Origin of the sequence: Cellulomonas sp. ATA003 (assembly GCF_031582905.1) — a bacterium.
In the GTDB taxonomy this organism is placed as follows: Bacteria; Actinomycetota; Actinomycetes; order Actinomycetales; family Cellulomonadaceae; genus Pengzhenrongella.
Genome location: NZ_CP133990.1, coordinates 2150437 through 2176651, shown reverse-complemented (window position 1 = coordinate 2176651; position 26215 = coordinate 2150437). Strand labels below are relative to the sequence as shown.

23 protein-coding genes and 4 pseudogenes are annotated in these 26215 nt (G+C 70.1%); 17 read left to right on the top strand and 10 right to left on the bottom strand.

Annotated elements, in window-relative coordinates; genetic code table 11:
• Window positions 1-29 precede the first annotated feature (29 nt).
• A complete protein-coding gene (locus REH70_RS10760) occupies window positions 30-365 on the bottom strand; it encodes a hypothetical protein (protein ID WP_310747162.1) in 336 nt (111 codons plus the stop codon).
• Between the two features lie 98 nt (window positions 366-463).
• Window positions 464-964, bottom strand: a pseudogene (locus REH70_RS10755) (DNA ligase); the annotation flags it as partial.
• Between the two features lie 86 nt (window positions 965-1050).
• Here REH70_RS10755 and REH70_RS10750 point away from each other — a divergent pair.
• From REH70_RS10750 to REH70_RS20650, 5 genes are all read left to right on the top strand, one after another.
• The gene (locus REH70_RS10750; protein WP_310747161.1) at window positions 1051-2307 is read left to right on the top strand and encodes a Ku protein; all 1257 of its coding nucleotides are present in this window, start codon (window positions 1051-1053) and stop codon (window positions 2305-2307) included.
• A 17-nt stretch (window positions 2308-2324) separates the two neighbouring features.
• Window positions 2325-3380 carry a PHP domain-containing protein gene (locus REH70_RS10745; RefSeq protein WP_310747159.1) on the top strand — a complete coding sequence of 352 codons (1056 nt, stop codon included), beginning with the start codon at window positions 2325-2327 and terminating at the stop codon, window positions 3378-3380.
• An 83-nt stretch (window positions 3381-3463) separates the two neighbouring features.
• Window positions 3464-3631, top strand: a complete 168-nt coding sequence (locus REH70_RS10740; RefSeq protein WP_310747157.1) for a hypothetical protein — start codon at window positions 3464-3466, stop codon at window positions 3629-3631.
• Window positions 3632-3683: 52 nt separating this feature from the next.
• Window positions 3684-3917, top strand: coding sequence for a hypothetical protein (locus tag REH70_RS10735; RefSeq protein WP_310747155.1), 234 nt, complete (start codon window positions 3684-3686; stop codon window positions 3915-3917).
• A complete protein-coding gene (locus REH70_RS20650) occupies window positions 3830-4936 on the top strand; it encodes an NAD-dependent epimerase/dehydratase family protein (protein ID WP_396134509.1) in 1107 nt (368 codons plus the stop codon). The genes REH70_RS10735 and REH70_RS20650 overlap by 88 nt, the downstream gene beginning before the upstream one ends.
• A gap of 23 nt (window positions 4937-4959) precedes the next feature.
• Here REH70_RS20650 and REH70_RS20645 read toward each other — a convergent pair.
• The 3 genes and pseudogenes from REH70_RS20645 to REH70_RS10710 all read right to left on the bottom strand — a co-directional run.
• Window positions 4960-5309, bottom strand: a pseudogene (locus tag REH70_RS20645) (phosphatase domain-containing protein); the annotation flags it as partial.
• Between the two features lie 542 nt (window positions 5310-5851).
• Window positions 5852-6193, bottom strand: coding sequence for a cupin (locus tag REH70_RS10715; RefSeq protein WP_310747153.1), 342 nt, complete (start codon window positions 6191-6193; stop codon window positions 5852-5854).
• 131 nt (window positions 6194-6324) lie between these two features.
• Window positions 6325-6711, bottom strand: coding sequence for a hypothetical protein (locus tag REH70_RS10710; RefSeq protein ID WP_310747151.1), 387 nt, complete (start codon window positions 6709-6711; stop codon window positions 6325-6327).
• A gap of 619 nt (window positions 6712-7330) precedes the next feature.
• On the opposite strand from REH70_RS10710, the gene REH70_RS10705 reads away from it, so the two are divergent.
• Window positions 7331-7573: a hypothetical protein gene (locus REH70_RS10705; RefSeq protein WP_310747149.1), complete on the top strand. Its 243-nt coding sequence runs from the start codon at window positions 7331-7333 to the stop codon at window positions 7571-7573.
• A gap of 99 nt (window positions 7574-7672) precedes the next feature.
• Here REH70_RS10705 and REH70_RS10700 read toward each other — a convergent pair whose 3' ends face one another.
• Window positions 7673-8707 carry a LacI family DNA-binding transcriptional regulator gene (locus REH70_RS10700; RefSeq protein ID WP_310747148.1) on the bottom strand — a complete coding sequence of 345 codons (1035 nt, stop codon included), beginning with the start codon at window positions 8705-8707 and terminating at the stop codon, window positions 7673-7675.
• Window positions 8708-9156: 449 nt separating this feature from the next.
• Between REH70_RS10700 and REH70_RS10695 the strand changes: the two genes are divergently transcribed.
• The 9 genes and pseudogenes from REH70_RS10695 to REH70_RS10655 all read left to right on the top strand — a co-directional run bounded on the left by REH70_RS10695 (window position 9157) and on the right by REH70_RS10655 (window position 19704).
• Entirely contained in the window at window positions 9157-10095 is a 939-nt protein-coding gene (locus REH70_RS10695) for a sugar ABC transporter permease (protein ID WP_310747147.1), read from the top strand.
• Window positions 10088-10993, top strand: a complete 906-nt coding sequence (locus tag REH70_RS10690) for a carbohydrate ABC transporter permease (protein WP_310747146.1) — start codon at window positions 10088-10090, stop codon at window positions 10991-10993. Before REH70_RS10695 ends, REH70_RS10690 begins: the two co-directional genes overlap by 8 nt.
• Before the next feature lie 20 nt (window positions 10994-11013).
• Window positions 11014-12351: a sugar ABC transporter substrate-binding protein gene (locus REH70_RS10685; protein WP_310747144.1), complete on the top strand. Its 1338-nt coding sequence runs from the start codon at window positions 11014-11016 to the stop codon at window positions 12349-12351.
• Between the two features lie 221 nt (window positions 12352-12572).
• Window positions 12573-13688 (top strand): annotated as a pseudogene (locus tag REH70_RS10680) (beta-galactosidase); the annotation flags it as partial.
• A 398-nt stretch (window positions 13689-14086) separates the two neighbouring features.
• The gene (locus REH70_RS10675) at window positions 14087-14668 is read left to right on the top strand and encodes a beta-galactosidase trimerization domain-containing protein (RefSeq protein WP_310747143.1); all 582 of its coding nucleotides are present in this window, start codon (window positions 14087-14089) and stop codon (window positions 14666-14668) included.
• 112 nt (window positions 14669-14780) lie between these two features.
• The gene (locus tag REH70_RS10670; RefSeq protein WP_310747141.1) at window positions 14781-15788 is read left to right on the top strand and encodes an IS481 family transposase; all 1008 of its coding nucleotides are present in this window, start codon (window positions 14781-14783) and stop codon (window positions 15786-15788) included.
• A 38-nt stretch (window positions 15789-15826) separates the two neighbouring features.
• Window positions 15827-17893 (top strand): beta-galactosidase, encoded by a 2067-nt coding sequence (locus tag REH70_RS10665; protein ID WP_310747140.1) that lies wholly within the window; start codon window positions 15827-15829, stop codon window positions 17891-17893.
• Window positions 17894-18259: 366 nt separating this feature from the next.
• Window positions 18260-19324: a hypothetical protein gene (locus tag REH70_RS10660; protein WP_310747138.1), complete on the top strand. Its 1065-nt coding sequence runs from the start codon at window positions 18260-18262 to the stop codon at window positions 19322-19324.
• Window positions 19325-19527: 203 nt separating this feature from the next.
• Entirely contained in the window at window positions 19528-19704 is a 177-nt protein-coding gene (locus tag REH70_RS10655; protein WP_310747136.1) for a hypothetical protein, read from the top strand.
• Between the two features lie 654 nt (window positions 19705-20358).
• Here the strand turns inward: REH70_RS10655 and REH70_RS10650 are convergent.
• Window positions 20359-21597: an IS110 family transposase gene (locus REH70_RS10650; protein WP_310747134.1), complete on the bottom strand. Its 1239-nt coding sequence runs from the start codon at window positions 21595-21597 to the stop codon at window positions 20359-20361.
• Window positions 21598-21969: 372 nt separating this feature from the next.
• Between REH70_RS10650 and REH70_RS10645 the strand changes: the two genes are divergently transcribed.
• The gene (locus tag REH70_RS10645; RefSeq protein WP_310747132.1) at window positions 21970-22224 is read left to right on the top strand and encodes a hypothetical protein; all 255 of its coding nucleotides are present in this window, start codon (window positions 21970-21972) and stop codon (window positions 22222-22224) included.
• A 204-nt stretch (window positions 22225-22428) separates the two neighbouring features.
• Window positions 22429-22686: a hypothetical protein gene (locus tag REH70_RS10640; protein WP_310747130.1), complete on the top strand. Its 258-nt coding sequence runs from the start codon at window positions 22429-22431 to the stop codon at window positions 22684-22686.
• Between the two features lie 175 nt (window positions 22687-22861).
• On the opposite strand, the gene REH70_RS10635 is transcribed toward REH70_RS10640, so the two are convergent.
• The 3 genes and pseudogenes from REH70_RS10635 to REH70_RS10625 all read right to left on the bottom strand — a co-directional run bounded on the left by REH70_RS10635 (window position 22862) and on the right by REH70_RS10625 (window position 25570).
• On the bottom strand, window positions 22862-23086 hold the full coding sequence (locus REH70_RS10635) for a hypothetical protein (RefSeq protein WP_310747128.1): 225 nt from the start codon (window positions 23084-23086) through the stop codon (window positions 22862-22864).
• 78 nt (window positions 23087-23164) lie between these two features.
• A pseudogene (locus REH70_RS10630) lies at window positions 23165-24423 on the bottom strand (IS256 family transposase).
• Window positions 24424-24499: 76 nt separating this feature from the next.
• Window positions 24500-25570 carry an IS110 family transposase gene (locus tag REH70_RS10625; RefSeq protein ID WP_310747126.1) on the bottom strand — a complete coding sequence of 357 codons (1071 nt, stop codon included), beginning with the start codon at window positions 25568-25570 and terminating at the stop codon, window positions 24500-24502.
• Window positions 25571-26215: the final 645 nt, after the last annotated feature.

Here is a 26215-nt window from a genome sequence, read left to right as displayed (position 1 = left end):
CGGCCGGGCGTCGCCGGCCGGCGTCGGGCTCACAGGTCCTCCCAGGGATCGACCGCCGCGTCGTCCCGCACCCCGCGGACGACGGGCTGGCGCATCCGGCCGCTGCGCATGCGGGTCAGGTAGGTGATGTCGACCTGCAGGGTCGGCTCGCACCAGTGCGCACCGCGCGCGTCCACCGCCGGGACCGGCTCGTCGAACGGGCTGGTCGCCCGCTCGAGCGGGGCGAGCAGGGGCGCGAGCCGGACCGCGAGCGCACCCCGAGGCCGCTGCCCGCCCGGCCGAGGAACCGCAGCCGGCCGTCGGCATCCGGTGCTCCGAGCAGGAGCGACCCGATCCGGTCCCGCGCCGTGGTCTCCACCCGCCACCCGCCTACGAGCGCGGTGCGCGTCGTCCGGTGCGCGGCCTTGACCCAGTCCGCCGAGCGCCGGCCCGGGTGGTAGAGCGAGGACCGCCGCTTGGCGAGCACGCCCTCCAGCCCGTGCTCGAGCGTCACCGCCCACAGCTCGTCCGCGTCGGGGTAGACGGGGGAGAGCTGCACGTGATCGGGCAGGTCGAGCGACTCGAGCGCGGCCCGGCGGTCGTCGAAGGGTCGCCGGGTGAGGTCCGCCCCGCCGAGGGTGAGGACGTCGAAGACGAGCAGGGTCACCGGGGCCCGCGCGGCCAGGGCCTGCGCCCGGGCGGCGTCGCGCACGTGCATGCGCTCGGCGAGCGACTCGAAGGACGGGATCCCGCCGTGCATCGCGACCACCTCGCCGTCGAGCACGGCGCCGTCGGGCCCACCCACCCCGGCCAGGCCGGCGAGCTCGGGGTAGGCGACGGTGACGTCCCGGCCGGTGCGGCTGAGGAGCCGCAGGCGCCCGGACGTCGTGTCGGCGAGCAGTCGGACACCGTCCCACTTCACCTCGTACGCCCAGTCGGCACCGCGCGGCAGGTCATCCGGTGTGGGGGCTCGGGTAGCGAGCATGGGCTGCACGGGTCCATCCTGCCCAGTGACACCCGAACCGGCGCGCTCACGCCACGGTCGGGCCACCGGTGCGAGGAGGAGACGACGTGCGCGCGATCTGGAAGGGCGCGGTGGCGTTCGGGCTGGTCAACGTGCCGGTCAAGCTGTACGCCGCCACCGGCGAGAAGGACGTCCCGCTGCACCAGGTGCACCGGGAGGACGGCGGCCGCATCCGCTACAAGAAGACGTGCAGCGTCGACGGCGAGCCGGTCGAGATGAGCGACATCGCCAAGGGGTACCAGACCGACGACGGCCGGCTCGTCGTGCTCGACGACGACGACATGGCGCAGCTGCCGCTGACCACCGAGCGGGAGATCTCCGTCCTGGAGTTCGTGCCGGCCGAGCAGGTCGACCCGATCATGCTGTCCAAGACGTACTACCTCGAGCCGGACAAGACCGCCGCCAAGCCGTACGCGCTGCTGCGCGAGGCGCTCGCGACGACCGACCGGATGGCCGTGGTGAAGGTCGCGCTGCGCCAGCGCGAGTCGATGGCCGTCCTGCGCGTCCGGGACAACGTCATCTGCCTGCAGACCCTCCTGTGGCCCGACGAGATCCGGGAGGCCGACTTCCCGATCCTCGACGCCGACGTCACGGTCCGCCCGCAGGAGCTCACCATGGCGTCCTCGCTCGTGGAGTCGCTCGCGGGTGACTTCGACCCGTCGGAGTTCCACGACTCCTACCGCGAGGCGCTCGAGAGCCTCATCGAGGCCAAGGTGTCCACTGGCTCCACCCAGGCCGTCCCGACCCCCGCCGGGGCCGACGACGACGCCGCGGGTGGCGGCGGCGAGGTGATCGACCTGCTGTCCGCGCTCCAGCGGAGCGTCGAGAAGGCCCGTGGCGCGCGCGGCGGGACGGCGACGGACGCAGCCGAGGACGCCGGCGAGGCCGACCCGGCGCAGACCGCGCGGGCGACGGAGGAGGCCGTGCCGGCCCCGCGCAAGCGCGCCGCCCCGAAGACCGCGGCCCGCAAGGCCGCGACGGCCGACGACGCCGACGAGACGGACGACGCACCCCCGGCCAAGCGCACGACGTCGTCCCGGTCGCCGACGCGCAAGCCCGCGAAGTCCTCGACGAAGTCCGCCGCCGGGGCCGCCGACGCAGGTGACGACGACAAGCCGGCGCGCAGCCGCAAGACCAGCAGCTCGTCACGCTCGACGGCGGCGACGAAGGACGGGGCCGACGCCAAGGAGTCCACGACCGCGTCGAGGAGCACGCGGTCGTCGTCGGCGAAGTCCCGCAGCAAGGCCGGTGACGACGCGGACAAGGCCGAGACCAAGACGGCGTCGCGCCGCCGCGCGTCCTGAGCGGCCCGCCGACCCGGATGGGACCGTCCACCCCGGCGGCGCGCCAGGACGACGCCGTCGCGACCCTGCGCCGGATCGCGTTCCTCCTCGAGCGCGCGCAGGCGACGTCGTACCGCAGCGACGCGTTCCGCAAGGCCGCGCGCGCGGTCGAGGCCGCCGACCCCGGCGAGCTGGCGCGCCTCGTCGCGGACGACCACGTCGAGGAGCTGCGCGACGTCGGCCGGCGTACCGCCGAGGTCGTGCTGCAGCGATGGCGCGACGAGGAGGTCGAGTACCTCACCCGCCTGGAGCGCGAGGTCGCCGAGGCGGCGACCGCCGACGGACCGGGGGCCGCCCTGCGGTCCGCCCTGCGCGGTGACCTGCACGCGCACACCGACGCGAGCGACGGCGGCAGCCCGCTGCAGGAGATGGTCCTGGCGGCGATGGAGATCGGGCACGAGTACCTCGTGATCACCGACCACTCGCCGCGCCTCACCGTCGCCAACGGGCTGAGCCCGGCGCGGCTGCGCCGGCAGATCGCCCAGATCCGCGCGCTCAACGAGGCCGTCGCGCCGTTCCGGGTGCTCACCGGGATCGAGGTCGACATCCTCGACGACGGCAAGCTCGACCAGGAGCCGACGCTGCTGGCCGAGCTGGACGTCGTCGTCGGGTCGGTGCACTCCAAGCTGCGGATGGACTCCGCGGCGATGACCCGGCGCATGGTCGCGGCGGTGGAGAACCCGCACCTGGACGTGCTCGGGCACTGCACGGGACGGCGGCTCATCGGCAGCCGCCCCCGCCCGCCCAGCGACTTCGACGCCGACGCGGTGTTCGCCGCGTGCGCCGAGGCGGCGGTCGCCGTCGAGATCAACAGCCGCCCGGACCGCCGCGACCCGCCCCACGCGCTGCTGCAGTCGGCGATCGACCACGGATGCCTGTTCTCGGTGGACTCCGACGCGCACGCACCCGGCCAGCTGGACTGGCAGATCACCGGCTGCGAGCGGGCCGCGCAGCACGACCTCGACCCCGCACGGGTCGTCAACACCCGCGACGTCGACGGCCTGCTCGCCTGGACGGGGCGGGAGCGGGGCTGAACGCGGGCGGTGTGCGCCGCCGGCGCCGTCCCGACGGGTGACCCCGGGATGCGGTCGTCCCTGGTCAGTGGCACTTTTGAGCCATGACCGAGAACACGCAGAACCCGTCCGAGGTCCCCTACGACGCCGAGAAGGACGCCGACGCCGACCCCGGCATGCTCAACCCGCGCGAGCAGGGCGCCGACGAGGGCTCGCCGGTCGACGACCAGGACGCCGACCCGGGCAGCATGAACCCGCGCGAGACCGAGTGAGCGGCATCGCCACCCCCGAGCCCGCGCGGCGCCCCGCCGTGCAGGTGACGCCGTGAGGGTCGTCGTCGTCGGTGCCAGCGGCAACGCCGGCACCGCACTGCTGCGGCGGTTCAGCGGCGACGACATCATCACGTCCGTGGTCGGCGTCGCGCGGCGTGCGCCCTCGGGCGACATCCCGCCGCCGTACGACGTCGCGCAGTGGGTCGCGTGCGACATCGGCCGGCCGGGGAGGACGCGCCCGTCCTCGAGCGGCTCACGGAGGCGTTCGCCGGCGCCGACGCGGTGATCCACCTCGCCTGGCTCATCCAGCCGAACCACGACCGCGCCGCGCTGCGCCGCACCAACGTGGACGGCACCCGCCGGGTCATCGAGGCGGTGCGGCGCGCCGGGGTGCCGCACCTCGTCGTCGCGTCGTCGGTCGGGGCCTACTCGCCGGTCACCGACGACGCCCCGCGGGACGAGTCGTGGCCCACCGAGGGGATCCGCAGCTCGGAGTACAGCGTCGACAAGGCCGCGGTCGAGCGGCTGCTCGACGAAGCCGAGGTGCTGCAGCCCGATCTCGTCGTGACCCGGATGCGTCCGGCGCTGATCTTCCAGAAGCACGCCGGCGCGCAGATCCAGCGGTACTTCCTCGGGCGCCTGTTCCCCGCCCGCATGCTGGGTGAGGAGCTCCCGGCCCTGCCGTGGCCCGCCGGGCTGCGGCTGCAGGCCGTGCACGCCGACGACGTCGCCGCGGCGTACCGCGAGGCGGTCGTGCGGCGGATGGGGGTGCGTTCAACATCGCCGGCGACGGCGTCCTGCACGGTCAGGACGTCGCCGACCTGCTGGCGGGCGGGAACCTGCAGGAGGTCCCCGCGTCGGCCGCACGCACCGCGGTCGCGACGGCGTGGCATGCGCGTCTCGTCCCGGTCAGCCCGGGATGGGTCGACCTGGCGATGGGCGTGCCGGTGCTCGACACGTCGCGTGCCCGGGCGGCTCTGGGGTGGGCCCCGACGATCCCGGGCGCCCGTGCGCTCCGCGAGATCGTCGACGGCATCGCCGCGCAGGACGGCGGCGGCAGCCCGCCGCTGCGCCCGCGCGGGCGCTGACCGCTCCGGGCAGGCCGGTCAGCGCCGGGCGAGGACGGGGGCGAGCGCGGCGCGCAGTGCCGCGCCGCCCCCGCCGCGCACGACCGGGACCCCGGCCTGGGCGGTCCGGCGCTGCGCACCCCGCGCCTCCGGCAGCGGCTGCGGCACACCGGCGGCGAGCGTGTGCTCGGTCGGCGTGAGCTCGCGGATCGCGACCACGCGGATGCGGTCGGGGTAGCGGTGGGCGATCCGGTCGTAGATCTCCGGGTCGTGCTGGCCGTCGTCGCCCACGAGGATCCAGCGGATCTGGGGCAGTTCGGTCATGAGCCGCTCGAGGCTCCCGAGCTTGTGCTGGCGACCGCTGCGGAACCAGCCCGTGTTGGTCGGGCCCCAGTCGGTCAGCAGCAGCGGACCCCGGGGTAGCCGTGGCGTGCGAGGAACCGGCCCAGCACCGGGGCGACGTTCCAGGCGCCGGTCGACAGGTAGAGCACCGGGGCGTCCGGGTCGTCGGCGAGGAGGTCGCGGTACAGGTCCGCCATGCCGTCCACGGGCCGGCGCGCGGTCTCCGAGAGCACGAACGTGTTCCAGGCGGCGATCAGCGGACGCGGCATGGTCGTGACCATGACGGTGTCGTCGATGTCGCTGACCAGTCCGGTGCGCGCCTCGGGGGAGATGACCCGGACGCGCGCGGTGACGCTCCCGCTCGGCACGACGAGCTCGATGTCGTGCCAGCCCGGCTCGAGGTCGGCGTCGACGATGGTGTCCACGTACCCACCGCGGTCCGAGGTGACCCGGTGCACGAAGGAGCCGGCTCGGACCTCGACGACGGCGCCCGGCACCTGCGCGGTGGCCAGGCTGCGCCAGCCGCGCACCGCCCGGGTGGGCTCGTCCTCCGGCGCCTGTGCGCTCGGCACGCCGTCCAGCGGTCGCGGCGGTGACAGCACGGTCCGCGCCATGACGCGGACCCACCCCGGACCGCCGTACCCGACGAACGGCTCGATGCGGGTGCGCCACCCGTGCGCCCACAGCTGCCGGGCGACCGCGCGCGTGAACCGGTCCTCGATCCGCGCGGCGCGGTGTGGCCGGCTGGACGTGGGCGGGTCGGGGTCGGTCGGACGCGGCGGGGGACCGGGCGGGAGCGTGTCGGTGGCGGTCACCCGCGGGTCCCCTCGGGAATCCCGGTCACCGTGGTCAGCAGGAACGCGGAGTCCTCGAGGGCGAGCACGCCGTGGCGCTCGTGGGTCACCGGCATGAGCTCGCCCTCGCGCACGACGACGTCGTCGCCGCCCTGCGACGTGACCTGCACGCTGCCGCGCAGCACCTGGATGGTCGCGGCTGGCGGGGCGTTGTGCTCCGCGAGCGACTGCCCGTCGGCGAGGGCGATGACGGTCTGCCGCAGCTGATGGTCGTGCACCACGAGCTCGGTGCTGCGTCCGTTCGGGGCGGCGAGGGCGGCGGCCAGGTGTGTCTCGGCAAGGGCGGCGAGGTCGGGCACGGGTCCTCCGTCAGCGTCGGTGTCCGCCCAGGCTAGTCAGCCGGGCCGCCGTCGGCAGTGCGGCCGGTGTCGGCGCCGCGGCTGTGGCCCGCGCCGTCATCGCGGGTCGGTGTCGGTCCCCATCGCGTCGATCAGCGACACCAGGTCGTGCGCCGCGGCGCGCAGCCGGTGGCGGGCGTCGTCGTCGGTCGAGGCGAGCGCCCACCGGGCGGCCGTGGGGTCGCCGGCGACGAGGGCGTCCAGCGCACGCGCGGCGGGGAGCGGCCCGTCGTCCGGCTCAGCGGCATCCCGGGGTGCGCCACGGCGACCAGCGCCTCGTACTTCACCTCGGCGCGGTGCAGCCGCAGATGCTCGTCGAGGGACCACCCCGGGCCGTTGGTGAGCGTGACGCCGCACGCGCAGTCCAGCTCGTTGACGTCACCCGGGAGCGTGCGGACCACGCCGACGGTGTGGTGCTCGGCGCGCACCTGCCCGCCCACCCGGCGGATCCCCGCGCTGACCGGTTCGACCTCGTGCACGTGCCCACCCTCGCTCGTCGGTTGCGGGGAACATCCTGCCGCACGGCGGGAGGCGACCGTTGCGCGCATGACGAGCGGTGCCAGTACCGGTGGCACAGGGCGCACTTCTGCGCCATTGCGTGACCCGCAAGGCCCAGCCCGTGAGGTGCTGGAGGACCAGGCCGTCCGGCTCTCATGGACCCGTACTCGGCCACGGCGGCCGTCCTCGTCGCACCGCGCGACCACGCACCGTGGATCGAGGACGGTCGACGCCTGGCTCCGGCCGTCGCACCTCACCGAAGCCGTCGGCGGCCGAGTCAGAGGTTCACCCCACAGATGGGCCCGCGGGCGGGGTGCTCCACCGCGAATCTGCGGCCACGTGTCAGTCCGGTTGCCTCGACGAGCGAGCGTCGCGCCTTACCGCACATGCCGATGAGCGCGAGATCGCAGGAGGTAGACAAGATGCGCTCATGAGCCGACGCGAAAGCCTTCATCACCTCGAGCGTAAATGGACGGGGCGACATAGGCGACGGCCCCTGGCCTTGTTTGCTGCAGCGGCTGGGCTACTCGCTGACTAACAGCTGGGGAGACCGGCCGCAGCTGGGCGAAGGAGGACGCCTACATCGTCTTGGAGTCCGGCTTGGCACACCTGCGGCGGCGCCATGACCGGCTGCGCAGCGGCGTCAACCACGTCGCCTTCTGGGCGGGCATCCGCACCGAGCTCGATTCGCTGGTCGCCGATGCCGCCCAGCACGGCTGGTCCCTGATGTGCGCCGACAAGCATCCGTTCGCCGGCGGCTTGGACACCTACGCCGCCTATCTCGAAGATCCAGCTGGCTTCGAGGTGGAACTCGTCGCGGAAGCGCCAGAGGAAATCCTTTGAGCGACGCCCGGTCACAGCCGCGGATGGTGCGCGTCCACGCCGGCAGGTGCGTCCGGCGCCGAGGGCGGGAGACGACGCACTGCTCTGTGACACACCGCGTTACCGGCAGGCTAGTGCGGGTGCAGGCCCGGTGGACTCTCTCCAGATGACGCTCATGAAGGAGCCGTCTGAGGCTTCGGTCGAGCGGTCGCGGTGGCCGTTGAGTACGCCTAGCAGGCATTCGATCGCCCGCCGGCCGAACTGCTCGAAGTTGTTCGCCACTGTGGTGATGCTGGGCGGCATGGCTGCTCCGATGGGGTTGTCGTCCCACCCTGTGATGCTGAGGTCGTCGGGGATGCGCAAGCCGCGCTCGTGTGCGCCGCGGATGGCGCCTGCGGCGACGAGGTCGTTGGCCGCGATGATGGCGGTAACGCCTGCGTCGCTGGGGAGTTCGACGACGGCACGTTGAGCGGGTTCGGCGAGCCAGCTGTTGGTGTCGACGACGCCGTAGGACTCAAGCCGTAGCCGTTGGATCGTCTTCAGGTACATCTCTTTGCGGCTGCGGGCGCTTGCGAAGGCCAGGTCCCCTGTGATGTGGAGGAACCGTCGGTGACCGACTCGAGCTAGGCCCTCGATGAGTTCGGCGATGGGCGACGCGTCGGCGACGTCGCCTATCCCTCGCATTTCCTCGTCGTAGTCGGGCAGAACCACGATAGGTATTCGTTGCCCGGGCCCGTCAGCAGTGTTGACCGGCAACGGGGTCACGGAGACGACCCCCTCGAAAAATCCCGACCCGGCCAACTCCAGGACGTGACTGGAGTCGCGAAAGGCGCCGGCCAGCATGATCGCGTCGAGGCTGTAGCCCGCCTCTTGGGCGGCAGCCGTTGCGCCAGCGAGTATCCCGCTCGAGCCGACGGCGGACCCCGACGGCAAAATCAGCGCCAGCCGGCCGGTTCTGCGGGCCCGCATCGCTTGAGCGGCCAGGTTTGGCCGATAGTTTAGTTCCGCGATCGCGGCGCTCACCTTCTCGCGGGTCGTCTCACGCATGCCCTCGCCGCCAAAGCGCAGGTACCTGGAGACCGTCTGTCCCGACACCCCGGCCAGGCGCGCCACCTCCCAGATCGTCGCGGGGCGATCAGAAGCCGCACTGCTCATGGGGTCCTCCGTCGGCCTGTGTGCCGTCCGATGTTGTCATACAGGGTGATCGATCACAACGCCGGCTCCCCGCGCAGTTTGCATCGGCCCTTGGGGTCTTGACGGCCTGAGTGATCCATCACTACGGTCGGCGGCAGGCCCAAAAGGCATCGATCACTCGGAAGCATGTGCAGCGGGGCGGCTGCACCGGCATGGCGTAACCGGGCTTGGGCTGAGGTGTCACCGCACGGAAGCGAAGGAGCTCCCATGTACCAGGTTTCGCTGCGCTGCCGCGCAGGCGACGGTCGTCCCGGCGCGACGGCGATCACCCGGGCGCGCGGCTTGATTGACCGCGACGCAGCGGGGAGGGCAAGGCCGCAACGTGGACCGCGACGCCTCCATGCACCGCGGTGCTCCGATTGGCGGACCGATGCCCTCCTTATCCACCGCGCCACGAGAGGTATCGGTTGATGTCCGCGCTGTCTGAGCTCGGCTCGCTGCGAAAGCAGAAGGGCCACGCGACCCAGGCCCCGTCGGAGAAGAACGACGGCAAGTGGTCGCTGTTCTTCCTCGGGCCGTGGTTCGTGGGCCTCCTGCTCATCGTCGCCGGCCCGCTGCTCGCGTCGCTCTACCTGTCGTTCACCGACTACGACCTGCTGACCGACCCGGAGTTCATCGGCCTCGGGAACTACGAGGACATGCTGAACGACCCGCGACTCATGCGGGCGCTGCGGGTGACGTTCACCTACGTGTTCGTCTCGGTGCCGCTGCAGCTCATCGCGGCGCTCGGGCTGGCCCTGCTGCTGGACCGCGGGATGCGCGGCCTGGCCCTATACCGGTCGGTGTTCTACCTGCCGTCCCTGCTGGGCGGGTCGGTCGCCATCGCGATCCTGTGGCGCCAGATCTTCGGCACGACGGGCCTCATCAACCAGGTCCTCGGCTACTTCGACATCCAGGGCGTGGGTTGGGTCTCGCACCCGGACTACGCGCTGGGCACGCTGATCATCCTCAACGTGTGGACGTTCGGCGCCCCGATGATCATCTTCCTCGCCGGGCTGCGCCAGGTGCCCGAGATGTACTACGAGGCCGCGTCGATCGACGGCGCCTCGAAGCTCCGCCAGTTCTGGTCGATCACCATCCCGATGCTCACGCCGATCATCTTCTTCAACCTCGTGCTGCAGTTCATCGGGGCGTTCCAGAGCTTCACCCCGGCATTCGTGGTCTCCGGCGGCACGGGTGGCCCGGCCGACTCGACGCTCTTCTACACGCTGTATCTCTACCAGCAGGGCTTCGCGGCCCTGAACATGGGATACGCCTCCGCGATGGCGTGGCTCCTGCTGGTCATCATCGCCGTCCTCACCGCCCTGAACTTCTTCCTCTCCAAGTACTGGGTCTTCTACAATGACTGATCTCCAGAACGCCGCCGAGACGTTCGTCGTCGAGCCGAAGGCTCCCGCGGAGCACCACGACAGGACCAAGCGCCGACGCGCCCGCTCGCTCATCAAGCACGTGCTGCTCATCGCCCTCGGGGTGGTGATGCTGTACCCGCTGCTGTGGATGCTCTCGTCGTCGATCAAGCCGAACGACCTCATCTTCCGCGAGCCCGGGCTCATCCCGTCGCAGTTCGACCTCAGCAACTACTCGGTCGGCTGGGACGCCCTGCTGAACCCGTTCAGCCACTACCTGATCAACTCGGCGATCATCGTCATGGGCTCGGTCCTGGGGAACCTCATCTCGTGCGCCCTGGCCGCCTACGCGTTCGCCCGGCTGAACTTCCGGTTCCGCACGCTGTGGTTCGCGATCATGCTGATGTCGATCATGCTGCCGATCCACGTCGTGATCGTGCCGCAGTACATCCTGTTCTCGGAGCTGGGCTGGATCAACACGTTCCTGCCCCTGATCGTGCCGAAGTTCCTGGCCACCGACGCCTTCTTCGTCTTCCTCATGGTGCAGTTCTTCCGCGGCATCCCGAAGGAGCTCGACGAGGCGGCCCGGCTGGATGGCGCGGGCCACCTGCGGATCTTCTTCCGCATCATGCTGCCGTTGTCCCTGCCGGCGCTGGCGACCACCGCGATCTTCACGTTCATCTGGACCTGGAACGACTTCTTCTCGCAGCTGATCTTCCTCACCAACCCGGACAAGTACACCGTCCCGGTCGCGCTGCGGACGTTCGTGGACTCCACCGGCGCCAGCTCGTGGGGCTCGCTGTTCGCGATGTCCATCGTGTCCCTCATCCCGGTCTTCTTCGTCTTCCTCTTCGGCCAGAAGTACCTGGTCAAGGGGATCGCGACGACCGGCATCAAGTAACCCGAGCACAGGAGAAACCCATGCGAACCAAACTCACCGGCTCCCGCCGGCGCCTCATGTCCGTCGCCACCGTGCTAGCGGCGGGGTCCCTCGCCCTGACCGGCTGCGGCCAGGGCGACAACGTCGCCGAGAACACGGGCGAGGAAGAGCCCGCCGCCGAGGGCGGCGAGCAGGTCACTTTGCGCATGAACTGGTGGGGCTCCGACGTGCGTGGCGCCATCACGCAGGAGGTGATCGACCTGTTCGAAGCAGAGCACCCGAACATCACGGTCGAGCCGGAGTTCGCCGGCTTCGATGACTACTTCAGCCGCCTCTCGACAAGCGCCGCCGCGAACGACCTGCCGGACGTCATGGCGATCACCGACCCGTATATGTACTCCTACATCGAGAACGGGCAGATCCTGGACCTCAACCCCCTCTCGGACAGCCTCCCGAGCGACGGGTTCGACCAAAGTGCGCTCTTCCACACGACGGTCGACGGCGGTCTGTACGGGATGCCGGCCGGCCTGAGCGGGTTCGGGGTGTTTGCCGATCCGACGGTTTTCGAGAAGGCGGGGGTCGAGATGCCGGACGACACCACGTGGAGCTGGGACGACTACGTCGAGACGGCCGCCGCGATCTCACAGGCGCTGCCCGGCGTCGCGGGCACCCAGCTCCCGTTCGACGAGCAGATGTTCATCGTCTTCCTCCGTCAGCACGGTGAGGACCTGTGGTCGGAGGACAGCAGCGACATTGGCTTCACGGCCGAGACGGTGGCGGAGTACTACACCCTGCTCGAGACGTTGCGGGACAGCGGAGGGACGCCGAGCGCCGCAGCGGCGGTTGAGGCGGCTGGTGTCGGGATCGAGCGGTCGGCCATCGGTGTGGGCACCGGCGCGATGCAGATCTCGCCGGTACCCAACCTCGGGGTGCTGGAGGACGTCGTGGGCCACGAGATCGAGGTCATGCTCTTCCCGGGCGAGGCGGACGCCGAGACGACCGGCATCTACACCAAGCCGGGCATCTTCTGGGCGATCGCGTCGAGCTCGCCGCACCCGGAGGAGGCCGCCCAGCTCATCGACTTCCTGGTGAACTCCCCCGAGTCCGCCAGAATTATGAAGTTCGACCGCGGCGTCACCCCCAACAAGGACGTCCTGGAAGAGATTCAGTCCGAGCTGTCACCCACCGAGCAGGCGGTCTCGGAGTACTTCCAGCGCGTGAGCGACCTTGATCCTCGGCCGTTCCCGCACCAGAACGCTGACGCCGGGCCGGTCCTCGTCCCGGCCAACGCTCGCCTCAGTCAGGAGGTGCTCTTCGACCGGCTCACCCCCGAGGAGGCGGCCGACCAGTTGATCACCGAGGTCACCGCAGCGCTCTGACCCCAAGCACACCGACGGGCCCGTCGCCGAACGACGGGCCCGTCGACGACGGGCTCGACGTTGCCGGACCGACACCACGGCGCTTGTGGGACGCGGATGCATCACGCGCTACAGCGCGCTCCCGTGACGCCGTGCTATCCCGCTGGCAGCTCCACGACGACGCCGTTCATCTGCACCACACGACGACGTCGGCTTACTCAACGAAAGGACATAGGTACCTCATGGCCGACTTGCCGCACGCCATCCTGTTCGGAGCCGCGTACTACCACGAGTACCACCCCGCACCGCGACTCGAGCAGGATCTCGATCTCATGGCCGCAGCCGGGTTCTCGGTCATCCGCGTCGGGGAGTCCACGTGGTCCACCTGGGAGCCGGAGGACGGAGTCCTGGAACTGGACTGGCTGCAGCCGGTCATCGACGGGGCCTACGAGCGGGGCATCTCCACGATACTGGGAACCCCCACGTACGCGGTCCCACCGTGGCTGGCCCGGAAGTACCCCGAGATCGCCGGCGAGCGGGCAACAGGTCATCGCATCCCTTGGGGCGCACGGCAGGAGATGGACTTCACCCACCCGGCGTTCAGGTTCCACGCCGAGCGGATCGTGCGCGCGGTCGTGAGCCGGTACGCCGGGCACCCCGGCGTCATCGGCTACCAGGTCGACAACGAGCCGGGCCTGCACCTGCTGTACAACCGCGGAATCTTCCAGTCTTTCGTCGACCACCTGCGGCACACCTACGGCGACGTCGACACCCTCAATCGCGAGTGGGGGCTGGTCTACTGGTCGCACCGGCTGTCCACGTGGAGCGACCTGTGGACTCCGGACGGCAACTCCGCGCCGCAGTACGACCTGGCCTGGCGTCGCTTCCAGGCGAAGTTGACAGCTGAGTTCATCGCCTGGCAGGCCGGCATCGTGCGCGAGTACGCCCGCGAGGACCAGTTCGTCACCACCTGCCTGGCGTACGCCCGCCCCGCGATCGACGACCCGGACCTCACCGCGTCCCTCGACGTCACCGCGGGCAACCCGTACTACGCCATGCAGGACGGCCTGGCCTTGCCCTCCACGGTCACGGCACCCCAGGGGTGGACAACTACCGGCACGTCCAACCTCGTCCTCAGCGCCGACCGGATGTACTCCTCAAAGCAGGCGCCGTTCCTGGTCGCCGAGACGAACGCCGGGGCGATCGGCAGACCCTGGACGAACTACCCGGCCTTCGACGGCCAGTGGCGGCAGGTCGCCTGGGCGATGGTCGCCCGCGGTGCGCAGATGATCGAGTACTGGCACTGGCACACACTGCAGTTCGGCGCCGAGACGTACTGGATCGGGATCCTGCCGCACGACCAGCAACCCGGCCGGGTCTACGACCAGCTCGTCGCCCTGGGCCAGGAGCTGCGTGCGGTGGGCGACGTCGTCACCGATCTGGTCCCGGACGCGCACGTGGGCGTGCTGTACTCCAACGCCTCTAACTGGGGGCTGACGTTCCAGCCGTCCCTTGCGACCGAACGCGACTCCGACCCGCGCACCTACGAGCACATCGTCGAAGCGTTCCACCGCGGCGCCTTCGACGCTGGGCTCGGGGTGCGCATCCTGCACGACGTCCAGGTGGTCGGCCCGCAGGGGCGCGACCCCGGCGACGTCGCACGTGAGCTACCCGTGCTGGTGGTTCCGGCCCTCTATGTCGCCGACGACGCCCTCCTCGACTGGCTGCGTGCGTACGCCGTGGCCGGGGGCACCTGGTGCTGGGCCCGCGCACCGCCTATGCCGACCACGAGGCCCGGGCGCGGCTCGAGCCCAAGCCCGCACGCCTCGCCGATGCGGCGCGCGTCCGCTACCAGGAGTTTGCGAACCTCGGGTCCGCGCTGCCGGTGCGCGGCACTGGCCGAGGCCTCGAGCTCCCGGACGACGCGGCGGCGACCGGGTGGGTGGACGGCCTGATCGCCGAGGGCGCCGAAGTCCTCGCCAGCTACGAGCACCCGCACCACGGGCGCTGGCCCGCGGTTGTTACCGCCAAGCATGGCGCCGGGCGCATCACGACCGTTGGGACCGTGCCTGGCCCGGCCTTCGCCCGAGCGCTCCTCAGCTGGCTCGTCCCGCTCGACGACGACTGGCGCCGGATCGCCGTCCAGCCCGTCACCGTCTTGAGCGCGACCACGCGGCAGGGCCGACGGGTGCGGTTCGTCCACAACTGGTCCTGGGAGCCGACGTCGGTGCCGGCGCCGTCCGCGGTGACGGACGCCGTGTCGGGTGTCGCGCTCATCGCCGGGGACGCCGTCGCGCTGGGCGCCTGGGACGTGAAGGTCCTCGTCGAGAACGACTAGCTGTTGTGGCTCATGAGGTTGGTGACGCCGGCGGGGTGTGAGGGAGGGGTAGGTCCCGGCGGCAGGATGGAAGTGCGACCAACCTCCTGCGAGCTGAAGGACCTACCCCTCGATGACCCACGCTAACGCTCCGTTGACCCCTGCCGGCCGGCTCCGTCTGGTCCTGCGGTGCGAGTCCCGTCCGATCGCGCACGTCGCGGCTGAGGCCGGGGTGTCGCGCCAGTGCCTGTCGAAGTGGAAGACCCGGTACGACGACCTCGGCGACGCCGGCCTGGTCGACCGGCCCAGCGTCCCGCACCGCACCCCGACCCAGGTCCCGGCCGACGTGGTCGAGCAAATCGAGACGTGGCGGCGCACGCACAAGTGGACCGCCCGGCAGATCCACCTCGAGCTGATCCGCACCGGACACACGGTGTCCCTGGCGACCGTGTCACGGTGGCTGGTCCGGTTGGGGATCAACCGCCGCCGCGACATCGACCCCGACGGGCAGACCAACCGCACCACCACGGCGATCACGGCCCGGTACCCCGGGCACATGGTGCACTTGGACGTGAAGAAGGTCGGCCGCATCCCCGACGGCGGCGGATGGCGCGCCCACGGCCGCGGCTCAGCCCAGGACAAGGCCGCCCGGCGCGCCAAGACAACCGGGGCCCGTGCGGGGTACGTGTACCTGCACTCGGCGATCGACGGGTACTCCCGGCTGGCGTACACCGAACACCTCGCGGACGAGAAGGCCGTCACCACCATCGGGTTCTTCCACCGGGCCCGGGCGTTCTTCGCCGCTCACGGCATCGTGCGCCTGGTCCGCGTCGTCACCGACAACGGCGCTAACTACAAGGCCACCGCGTTCGCCCGCACCGTGACCGCCGTCGCGTCCCGCCACCAGCGCATCCGCCCCCACACCCCGCGCCACAACGGCAAGGTCGAGCGGTACAACCGGACCCTGGCCGAGGAGCTCCTCTACGCCCGCGTCTGGACCTGCGAGGACGAGCGCGCCGCGGCCATCACGATGTGGAACGTGCACTACAACTACCATCGCGCTCACACTGCCGCCGGCAACCAACCACCGGCCTCACGCCTGCACGCAGGCGTCACCAACGTCCTGAGCCAGAACACCTAGCGCCCGCCCACCCGCTCGGCACGGCAGCGAGGAGCACCATGACTGACTCACCCATGTCGACCTTCCACCGCCGGCTGCCCGGCGTCGTCTACGGCGGGGACTACAACCCGGAGCAGTGGCCGCGGGAGGTATGGCCCGAGGACGTCCGCCTGATGCGCGAGGCGGGTGTGCGACTGGTCAACCTCGGCGTCTTCTCCTGGTCGGCATTGGAGGCCACCGACGGCGAGTTGGACTTCACCTGGCTCGATGAGGTGATGGATTTGCTAGCGGCGGGCGGGATCGCGGTCAACCTGGCGACACCGAATGCGGCGCCGCCGCCGTGGCTGGCCGAGAACTTCCCCGAGACCCTCCTGGTCGACCGGCAGGGCACCCGCGTGAGCATCGGCAGCCGAGGGCACTTCTGCCCGTCGTCGCCGGTCTACCGCGACCGCAGCCGGCGCATCGCCCGGGCACTGGCCGAGCGCTACGCCGACCACCCGGCCCTGGCGATGTGGCACATCGGCAACGAATACCACGCCCACTGCTTCTGCGACCTGTGCGACGACCGGTTCCGCGGCTGGCTGCGCGAACGGTACGGGACGTTGGAGGAGCTCAACCGCCGGTGGGGCACGCGCTTCTGGAGCCAGCACTACAGCGACTGGGGCCAGGTGCACCTGCCGCGTCCCGTGCGCGGGTCCGTCAATCCGAGCCGGGAACTGGACTTCGCCCGCTTCACCTCCGACCTGCAACTCGAGCTGTTCACCGGTGAGCGGGACCTGCTCCGGTCCGTCACACCGCAGGTACCCGCCACGACCAACTTCATGCAGTTCTTCCGCCTGGTCGACCTGCACCGGTGGGGGCAGGAAGTCGACGTCGTCGCCTTGGACATCTACCCCGACCCGGCCAACGTAAACTCGCTCGCCGACGCCGCGTTTCAGTACGACCTCATGCGCTCGGTCGGCGGTGGGGCACCGTGGATGCTCATGGAGCAGGCCGCCGCGGCCGTCAGCCAGTGGAAGCTCAACCTCGTCAAACAACCCGGCCGCATGCGGCTGGGATCCCTGCAAGCCGTCGCGCACGGCTCCGACAGCGTGATGTTCTTCCAGTGGCGAGCCTCCCGGCAGGGCCAGGAGAAGTTCCACTCCGCGATGCTGCCCCACGGTGGCACCGACACCCGGACGTGGCAGGAGGTCCGCGACCTCGGTGAGGAGCTCGTGAGGCTCGGGGAGGTCGCCACCGGCCGGACGGCCGCCCAAGTCGCGATCGTCTGGGACTGGACCAACTGGTGGGCCGTCGAGGGGGTCGCGCACCCAATCAACAGCTTGGACTACCGCGACATCGTCACCCGGCACTACCGCGCCCTCTGGCGCCGGAACGTCGCCGTCGACGTCGTCACCCTCGACGACGACCTGTCGGCCTACCGCGTGCTCGTCGTCCCCAACCAGTACCTGATGACCCAGGCCCACAGTGCTGCCGTGCGGCGCTTCCTGGAGGACGGCGGCCACCTGCTGGTGTCCTTCTTCTCCGGCATTGTCGACGAAGACGACCGGGTTCACGAGCACGGCCACCCCGGCGCCCTGCGCAATGTCATCGGCGGACACGTCCGGGACTTCTCGCCCCTGCCCGTGGACACGGCGGTCACGGTGCGGGCAGCCGCCCACCAGTCACTGCTGGACGGCGGCTTCCGTGCGGCGGCAGCTTTGTGGCAGGACGACCTAGTCACCGAGTCAGCGACTGCCGTCGCCGAGTACACCCAGGGCTACCTCGCGGGACAGCCCGCGATCCTCGACCACCACCTCGGCGCCGGCCGAGCCATCTACCTCGGCACGCAATTGGACGATGACGCGCTCGGAGAGCTCGTGGCCGCGGTGCTCCAGAGGGCCGGGGTCGAGTCCGTGCACGCGGCTCCGAGCGGTGTGGAGGTCACCGAACGGCAGACCGCGAACGATCGGTTTCTGTTCCTTCTGAACCACGGCGAGGGCACAGCGACCCTCACGCTGGACCGCTCCGGAGTGGATCTGCTGACCGGACACGCGGTCGAAACCCGGCATGAAGTCGTGCTCGGCCCCGGCGACGTCGCCGTGATACGCAGCCCCCTGTCGCGAGTCGCGAGCTCGGGGAGCTGATGAAGAGAAGGTGGCCGGAAGGTCGTCGAAAGAGCGCGTGACGCCCTGATGTGGCCGCCGCTGCCCGTGTCACGGGCGACGGTGAAGGTGGCGCCCATGACCGTCGCCGTGGGCGCCGCTTTCGCCAGAGGGTCGGCTCGTGGTGACGAGCGTGCCGGTGTCGACGCGTGTCACTCCGCACTTGGCGGATTGGCCACTTCAGAACGGGCTCGCTGAGCCCGAGCTCCCGGGTACCCGCGCTGCGATGTCCGCCGGACACTGCCATCTAGCGCTCATGCCGATGACCGGGTGGCGTTGGCGAGGGCTTACGGCACAGAACGCCTCGCAGGATGGGCGGTATGGTCGGGCCGACGGCAGGGGGAACACGTGGGCGCGGACGGGCCAGGACTCTACTCTGACGACTTCGCCGCCGATCTAAGGGCAACAGTTGGGAGCGTGTGCCGACTACCGCTCTCGCCAGCCGAAATTCTCGCCACGCTGATCGAGCTCGAACCGTCCGCGACGATGCCGGACGACGAGGAGTACTCGACGTTTTGGCTCGTGGTCGCAGACCAACTCCACCGGCGGGGCATCCAGTCCGCGGCGACGGATAGGGCGATCGAAGTCATCGATGACGGCACGAATCTGGCGGTTTTGGAGTCACTCGAGATGTCCGAGGCGGACCTGCGGAAGCGGGCGAAAATCCTCCAAAACCTCCGGCTGCGATTGGTCAAGCCTCCGCCGGCCAAGCGCAGAACGGTGCTCACAGCGCCGCAGCCACTGCTCCTCAACGTCGGAGAGGTGTACGCCTTCCCCGCGGACCGTCAGGGCAATTGTCGCAACCCCTACTTCCCCGATGACTCCGGCTTCGTCACGGAGGGTTGGGGATCCTTCGTGGTGGTCGCCAGCGGTCATGCGCTGGGCTACCTGGCGTGGTACGCGATCGCAGTGGGCCCGGGGCGACTTCGTCGGCGGCCCGACCTCGACGAGGCGGTAGCAGAGCTGGAAGGCGCCCCGTACGGTCTCGGCACGCTGACCCGCCAGCACATGCGCCGGATGCAGCTCGAGAAGCTGGGCGTTGTCGTGCCGCCTGCGATGTTCGAGCCCGCTCAGGAGGATGTGATGGAAACTGTTGGAGCTGATATCAGCTTGTCGAATGCGCTGAGTCTTTGGCTGCAGCCGGCAACGTCTGGGAGCGAACTCGACGAAGCACTGACCGCACTCGCTTGGCAGCATGACCCGCTCGGCCTCGACGAGTGGCGATCAGAACTCGGTGACGAGTACGCCGCGTGGGTGCGAACCGTCCGCGACACGACGGCCGAGGGCGGGTCTGAGCAAGACGTCGCCGCACGCTTGGACGTGCAGTTCGGCGGAGACCACGTCGACCGAACAGCATTGAAGAACTTCGCGCATGCGGCATGGCTGACCATCGTCATCTCGGCGAAAACGTGAGGCGAAGGACGTTGTTTGAGGGCCCTGTCCGGTCATGGCCGCGGATGGTGCGTTTCGCCGGCGTCCGGATCTGCCGCTGACCGGCACGGCGGCATAGCGTTCCGCTCATGGCCGCGATGTGGCATGTTCCGCCTGCGACCACGGGCGCGCCTCTCGCGGTTGGGGGGCGACTCGCCACCGATTCGCTAGTCGTGTGGCCTACCGTGCAGCACATAAACCTATCGGAAGCCGACTTGGCGATCGTCATGCAGGCCCTCAACGAGGTACTTCACGAGCCGGACGCTATCGAGGAGTGGGAGTTCCACACCCGTATGGGAGCTGACCGCTCGGAGACGAGGGCGCTTCTGGAGCGCATCGCGCTCGAACTCGATGGCCGCTGAGTGCGGGCGACGCGCCGCTCGCGCGGTGATGCCGCTGACACGGCGGTCGTAGTGGCCGCGCTAGTGGCCTGAGGTTCGCGCTTTCCCGGTCGTCGGGCTCTGCGGGCGAGATAGGTCCCGCACGGTGTGCGCGACGCTGACTACCGCCAGCCCCACAGAGGCGCCAGCGACGAGGCGCCCGCTCGTGCCGTAGCCATCGACCATCCACAGAGCGACGGCGGCCACCAGCCAGTAGGCGGTCAGCAGCGCCTGACCGAGTCGGTCGCCGCGGCGAGCGGTGACGTGTGTCAACGCCCCTGCTCCGATGGCTAGGACCACCGCAAGCGCGAACGTCACGATTGCACACCTTTCTCCGCCTACTCACGGTCAATGCCCCCTGCTCCGCGAGCCGGCGCGTCCGGCACCACTCAGCGGGGCTGCGCTTCCCATCCTCACCTGTGTGTCAATCGATCAGTTGAGGGAGCGGGGAAGATAGCCGGGGGGCGGCCCGCAGTCTGCTGGCTTCAGAAGCGCATGGGCGGCCCTACCTGGGATTCCCTGCCCGACCACCGGTAGCTGTGCGTGGTCATGCCTCGGTGGGCGCGCGCTCATAGCCGCTGAGCAGCACGGCGGCATGGCGTTCACGCTCATGGCTCCCTTCTGTTGCGGCGGCTGTCAACCGGCCGTGATGGAGACCTGTCGAGCGGTGGTCGTCGGGTCTAGCGTGGATGGTGCGGGTCCGGGAAGTGGCTGATCCAAAGTGCCGGTGTGCGGGGGCAGGCCGGCCGCGCTGGATTGAACAGTCGCCCCGCCGTGCCCTCCCGGGCCCGCGTTCATCGTCGCTATCTCAGCCACGACGGCGTCCTTGACGAGCTGTCGGTAGACGACGTCGGACAGCCGCCGCTTCAGGCACCGCATCGCTTCCAGGGTCGCTTGCCGGCGGCCCTCTTGCGGTCGTAGTACGCCTTGCCGAGGGTGCCGCGGTGGCGCATCTGGACGGACGGTCGCGGCGATGTGCAGCACGTGGTTGAGCCGCCGGTTCCCGGCCCGGGACAGCCGGTGGCGCTGGTGGGCACCGGATGAGGCGTCGATCGGTGCGGTGCCGGTCCAGGACGCGAAGTGATGCCGGGACGGGAAGCGGGCGACGTTGCCGACGTCAGCCAGGATGCGACCCGCGCCGGCGGGGCCGATGCCGGGCAAGTCCATCAGGTGCGACCCGCGGGCCAGGACCGCGGCCTTGATCTCGGCGGTGAGCTCCTTGACCCGGACATCCAGACGGTGGGCCTCGGTGAGCTCCTCGGACAGCATCCGCCGCCGGACCTTGCCTGCGCCGTCGCGGGGACGGATCCCGGCCAGCAGCGCCTGGTACTGGGCGATGGACTTCTTCGTCGGCGCCCCACCGGGTGTGACCTCGGCAAACAGCCGGTGCGCCCGGTTCAGTGCCTGGGTGCGGGCGGCGGCGAGCTCGTCGCGCCGGTCGACCAGCAGCCGCAGGACCTCGAGGTCCTCGTCGATCACGACCTCCCGCAGTCGCTTGTCGCGCAGGGCCACCATGACGATGGCGTGCGCGTCGTGGGAGTCGGTCTTGCGGCCCTGCCCGGTGTCGAACACCCGAGACCGGGCCGACAGCTTGGCCGGGACGTCCACGACTCGTTCGCCATTGGCGACGAGCCGGGCGACCAGTGCGCGTCCGACACCGCGGGCGCCCTCGACCGCCCACACGCGCCGAGGCCACTGCCGGGCGAGCTTGACCATGGCGGCGTGCCCGGCCGTCGTGGTCGGGAACGTGCCGGTGGCCCGCAGAATCTCCCGGGTGTCACGGGCCTCGATCGTCACCGACGCCTTGTGCGGGTCGACGCCGATGATCACCACGTCACCCGCGCCCAGCTCCTCGTCGTGCTGTGCTTCGTGCATGCCGTCCTCCACCTTGAGAACCGGCGCCGGCCAGGGCTGACCGACGCCAAGGCGAGGACGGGCAACGCTGTTTCGAGCAGAGCAGACCCTTCGTGAGCCACACCCCCGCCGCGGTGCCCGGCCCGGACGCACTCCATGAATGAGCCACACCGATCACGCCGGTGGGCAGCCGCGATCAGAGCGACCCGGCCCGGGCACCTACCCGAGACTGACCGGCCAGCCAGCTCTCGAGCAACAAACAGCCGCGATCGGGTACACCCACGGAGCCTGGCCCACCTGCTCGCGGTAGCGCTCAACAACGTCGCACCCGACTGGCTGCCCGCTGACCCCCAGCCGGGCCCGGAGCGAGCCCCGACAGTGAAGGATGGGGCGATGACCACCACTGATCGCGTCACCACCGAAGGCGGCACGTACGTCGAGTTCTCGTCGGCGGCGTACGACTACATGTTCTCGGTGCCGTTAGTCGTCGCCGTGGTCCTGGTGGTGGTCGCGCTGGTCCGCTTCATGCGGACGAAGCACGACACGATCACCGCGATTCTCGCCATGGTCCTGATCGTGTTGGTCCCGATCCTGGGGCCGGCCGCGTACCTCTGCGTGACGAGGCACACGGTGCCCGCAACGGCTTGACGCGTCACGTCCCGGCAGAACGCAGAGCCCGTCACGCAGTGAGGTGACCTGTCGGTGGATCGGTTGCAAGTTCACGCACATGCCGCCGGTCGCGCGCACGGCGCACGGCTTGCTCCGGGTGGCGCAGCGCGAAGGTGGTCCGCCTCCGCGACGGCATCTATTGCGGTGGGTGCGCTTCGGTACTGTCACGAGATGGGAGCGGACGTGGACGCCGCACTGTCGCGCTTGCACATGCTCGTGCGTGAAGCGTCGCGCCTCGTCGAAGGCACCGGCGGGCCGGTCCCACTCGAGGTGCTTGATCGCGTGGTCGAGGAAGTGCGCCGGGTGGCAGCTCTTGGTGCGACCCCGGACGACATCGCGGTCGCCGCTCACCTGTCGATCAACGACGTCCGGAGGGTGCTGGGTGTCGGCGACGCGGAGCAGCAGCGGGACCGATTCGGCCACACTATTTGGGCGCTCTGACTTGACGGCGGGCTTCGACGGGAGTGTCGGCCGCGGCGCTCATCAGCAGGACCGCGACCTCGGCGCGCAACTGGACGAGAGTTTCATGCTGGTTCGTAGTGCCGAGATCAGTTCACGAGCGGGTTACCGCTCATGCCGCCGACCGGTACACCTGGCGCCCAGCCTGAGCCGCGCTCTACGACGAACGGCAGCGGAGTCGGAACTCCTCGAGCCACTCGGCCACTTGGTCGTCCGGGTGCAGGTACGGACCGTCTGCTGCCTCGCGAAGGTCAATGCCGCACAGCACGCCGAGCGCCCACCACACCGCTTCGTCCTCGACCTCGTCTTCGCGGGTGGTAACCCACACCGAGGCCCAACGGTCGACCTCGTCGCGGCTACGGCGCCCGTCGAGCAGCGCCAAGAATTGCGCCTCTACGTCGGCGATCGCGTCCCCGGGAGTGGTGTAGTTCGTCGCGTGTTGCTTCGCGGTGTTTGCTGACTATGCCGTCTGCAGGGCGGGGTCGTCGATCACCTCCTTGGGGTTCTCGCGTCGGGGTTCCAGGACGGTGGGCTCGGGTGGGGTGAGCAGGGCCATGGAGGCTTCGGCGAGGTAGCGCCGGTCGGACACCTGCCATTCGTCGTGGGCCTCGATCAGGACGCACGCGGCCAAGCGCAGCAGGGCTTTGTCGTCGGGGAAGATTCCAACGACGTCGGTGCGGCGCTTGACCTCGCGGTTGAGTCGTTCGAGGGGTTCGTCGACCAGATCTCGCGCCAGTGGCTCTCGGGGAAGTCGGCGAACGCGGTGATGTCCTCGCGTGCGTCGCGCAGCATGTCGGCCACGGCCGGGTACTGCTGTTCGAGGGTGGCGGCGACGACCTCGACGTGCGCCCGGACGCCGGGGCCGGTGGGTTGGGCGAAGATCGTGCGGATCGCGGCGGCGACCATCTCCGCGGACGTCTTGGGCACCCGAGCCAGGACGTTGCGCATGAAGTGGACCCGGCACCGCTGCCACGCGGCGCCGGCCATGACCGTGGTGATCGCCTTGGTCAGGCCGCTGTGCTGGTCGCTGATGACCAACTGCACCCCGCCCAGCCCACGCTCACGCAGGCCCCGTAGGAAGTCGGTCCAGAACGCCTCGGTCTCACTGTCGCCGACGTCGCACCCCAGGACCTCACGGCGCCCGTCAGCCGACACCCCGGTCGCGATCACGACCGCCCGGGACACCACCCGGCCACCCACCCGGGCCTTGCAGTACGTGGCGTCCAAGAACACGTACGGGAACGCGACCTCGTCCAGCGGGCGGGACCGCCAGGCGTCGACCTCCGCGTCCAGCTGAGCGCAGATCCGGGACACCTCGCTCTTGCTGATCCCGGACTCCACGCCCAGGGCCGCGACCAGGTCGTCGACCTTCCTGGTGGACACGCCCTCGACCCACGCCTGCATGACCACCGCGTGCAGCGCGACGTCGATGCGCCGGCGCGGGGCCAGCAGCGAGGGGAAGAACGACCCGGCCCGGACCTTGGGGATCTTCACCGTCAGATCCCCGGTCGTGGTGGCGACGAGCTTGTCGCGGGTGCCGTTGCGCTGAGTTGTTCGGGTCTCAGTGCGCTGGTGCGGGGCGGCGCCGATGAACGCGGTGGCTTCGGCGTCGACGAGGGCTTGCAGCATCGTCTCGAGGAGCCTGCGCATCAGGTCACCGCCGTCCGCGGTGCGCATCGCCTCGGCAAGCTCGAGCAGGGCAGACTGATCCAGGGCCATCGTGTGAGTCCGTTCTATGAGTCGCTTGGATGCTCCTATGACGCGTCAAGGGCGTCGGAGCACCCGATCTGCGACCTCAGAGCGGCCGTGAGCGTTCTCTTTCCGGCGTCGCCGCCCGCAGGTGGTGGTAGATCTCGCGGGCCACGGCCCGCTTGAGGCACCGGATGATGTCTTTCTTCCCCAAGCCTTGCTGGGTTCGCCGCTGGACGTATTCTTGGGTTTTCTCGTCGCGATACATTCGGACCAGGACGATCGTGTGCAGCGCTCTGTTGGCTTGGCGGTCCCCGCCGCGGCTGAGCCTGTGCCGGTCGGTGCGGCCGGAGGACGCCGGGATCGGCGCGACGCCGGTCAACCGCGCGAACGCCGCTTCAGAGCGCACTCGCTCGGGGTTGTCGCCAGCGGTGATGAGCAGCTGCGCGACGGTGTCAACGCCGACCCCGGGTCGCTCGAGCAGGGCCGGAGCGGCCCGCGCGGTCAGCCGGGTCAGGTGCCCGTCGAGCACCTCGATCTCCTCGTTGAGCTCCTGACAGCGACGAGCCAGGCCCCTGATTGCGATCTTCACCGCGACCGCCGGGTCGCTGGCATCGGCCGCCGGCCGCAGCCGTGCCACGGTCTTGATCAGTGCCTTGGTACCCAGGCCACGCAGTTGCTCGCGCAGTTCCACCGGTCCGGTGGTGAGCATGCCGCGGATCTGGTTGATGGCCTGCGTGCGTGCCTTCACGGCGGAGCGGCGCGCGACATGCAGACACCGGATCGACTCCACCAGCCCGTCCTTGCCCTTGGGCACCGCGGTGGCGCGTCCAGCCGCGACCGCTCGGGCGGCGGAGTACGCGTCCAAGGCGTCGGTCTTGCCGTGCAGTCGGCGACTCTTGCGGTCCGGACGATCGACCTCGACGACGCTCATCCCGGCGTCGCGAAGACGACGCGTCAGCGCGGCCCCGTAGGACGACGTTCCCTCGACACCGACGGCGACGACGTCGCCGAACTGAGCACACCAGCGGACCATCTGCTCATACCCGGCCGTCGTCGTGGGGAACGTGCGGTCGGCCAGGCTGCGCCCGAGCGGATCGACGACGGCAAGGTGGTGGATGTCGGCGTGCGTGTCCACCCCGACGTACACGCTGGCGCTCTGAACCACTTCGGTCACGCTGCACTCCCGTTCTTCGACACATCGATGACAAGCAACAGCCACCGAGATCGGGAGCGGACAGGACAGTGAAGAGGCGAAAGACAAGCTCCTATAAGGTCACGCTCTCGGTCCGGTGGCGCGCCACCAGCGGGGTCGACATATCCAAGCCCAGGCAGTCCCCGTCCAACGAGGGCGCCAGTCGCTAACCCGAGTCAGACCCCGCCGGGAGCGCTGGGTCCATACTCACTGTCGCTTCTCACGGAGCCTCACGCGGTGGCCCCTCAACGTCCGGGACCGACACGGTCACCGACGCCAGGAGCCCGAACTACACCACTCCAGGGGACTCACCCACGTCGACGCGAGTCGGCCCCATTTTGGTCCCTCCCGTCCCCTCCTCGGAGCTGCGACCGTAGCGTCCCCGGTGCGCGCTCATGCCGCTGAGCAGTCATGCCGCGCTGTCCGCGCTATGAAAGGGACAGCCGCCCGCAAGGCTGGTGCAGACTTCGACGTCATGACTGGACGGCTGGACGTACAAGTCTTCCCCATCTCGCCCGACCGCTGGATCGCGGTGATCGACGCGCCCCTCGGGCCGTTTTCAACAGAAGCCGTCGATCCGGATGGCGTCCGAGAGGAAGTTGCGCGATCCGTCCTCGAGGTGCTCGG